General features: G+C 54.6%; 1 protein-coding gene. It reads left to right on the top strand.

Annotated features, from left to right (window positions below; genetic code table 11):
• Positions 1-67: 67 nt before the first annotated feature.
• Positions 68-1230 (top strand): IS3 family transposase gene (locus tag QPL95_RS18515; protein ID WP_264993899.1). Its coding sequence is split into 2 segments (ribosomal slippage): positions 68-323 and positions 323-1230, totalling 1164 coding nucleotides; the frame shifts between segments, so codons are not numbered across the junction.
• Positions 1231-1238: the final 8 nt, after the last annotated feature.

The raw sequence follows: 1238 nt of genomic DNA, 5'->3' as shown, positions 1-1238 counted from the left end.
TGTAGTGGTTCAATGATTCCGGACACCAACGTAGGTGGTAAGATCGCCACCATAAACGAGGTGTCTGATGACCAGAAAGCGACGTTCTTTTTCTCCTGAGTTCAAACAGGAAGCAGCCAGCCTGGTGCTGGATCAAGGTTACACGATTCCGCAGGCCAGCGTGTCTCTGGGAATTGGTGAAAGCGCTGTTCGGCGTTGGGTTCAACAACTGACGGACGAGCGTAAGGGCGTCACTCCGAAAGGCAAGGCGTTAACCCCGGAGCAGCGACGTATTCAGGAGCTGGAAGCCCGCTGCAATCGCCTGGAGCGAGAGAAAGAAATATTAAAAAAGGCTACAGCTCTCTTGATGTCGGACGAGATGAATCGTACGCGCTGATAGACCGGTTGGGGGAGCAGGAGTCAATTGAACTGGTCTGTGAAGCGTTTGATATCAGTCGTTCCAGCTATTACGAGTACCGCCAACGGCGGAACCGTGTAGATGTGGAGCGCCTGGCCCTGAGGGCTCAGGTAAACCGCCTGTTTACCAAGAGCCGCAGCTCTGCCGGCAGTCGTACAATCAAAGGCTTGCTCCGCGAGGAAGGCGTTGTCGTTGGTCGCTTTAAAGTTCGACGACTGATGAGCGAGTTGGGGCTGATCTGTAAGCAGCCAGGCCCTCATGCCTACAAGCAGGCTACCGTTGAACGACCAGATATCCCGAACCATCTGGACCGGGAGTTTGCAGTAGAACGGCCTAACCAAGTCTGGTGTGGTGACATCACCTACATCTGGAGCGGCCAGCGATGGAGCTATCTGGCTGTGGTGCTGGACCTATATGCCCGGCGAGTTGTTGGCTGGGCAATGTCATCCAGTCCGGATGCGGACCTGGTTGTAAAAGCTCTGGATCACGCCTGGGAACAGCGTGGTCAGCCAGAGAAAGTCATGTTCCACTCGGATCAGGGCAGTCAGTACGCCAGTCGCAAGTTCCGTCAGAGGCTCTGGCGCTATCGAATGACACAAAGCATGAGCCGGCGTGGCAACTGCTGGGACAACGCACCGATGGAGCGACTGTTCCGAAGTCTGAAATCTGAGTGGATACCGGCCCTGGGTTATCGAAATCTGCCTGAGGCAAAAAGAGATGTTGGTGGCTATCTGATGGACTACTACAACCGGCAGCGGCCTCACGCGTTTAACGGCGGCATTTCGCCTGTTGCAGCTGAGGAAAATCTTAAAATACTGTCCGGGATTAGTTGACCACTACA

It is taken from the genome of Marinobacter sp. SS5-14b, from assembly GCF_030541005.1.
In the GTDB taxonomy this organism is placed as follows: domain Bacteria; phylum Pseudomonadota; class Gammaproteobacteria; order Pseudomonadales; family Oleiphilaceae; genus Marinobacter.
This window is presented reverse-complemented; position numbering and strand designations above follow the sequence as displayed.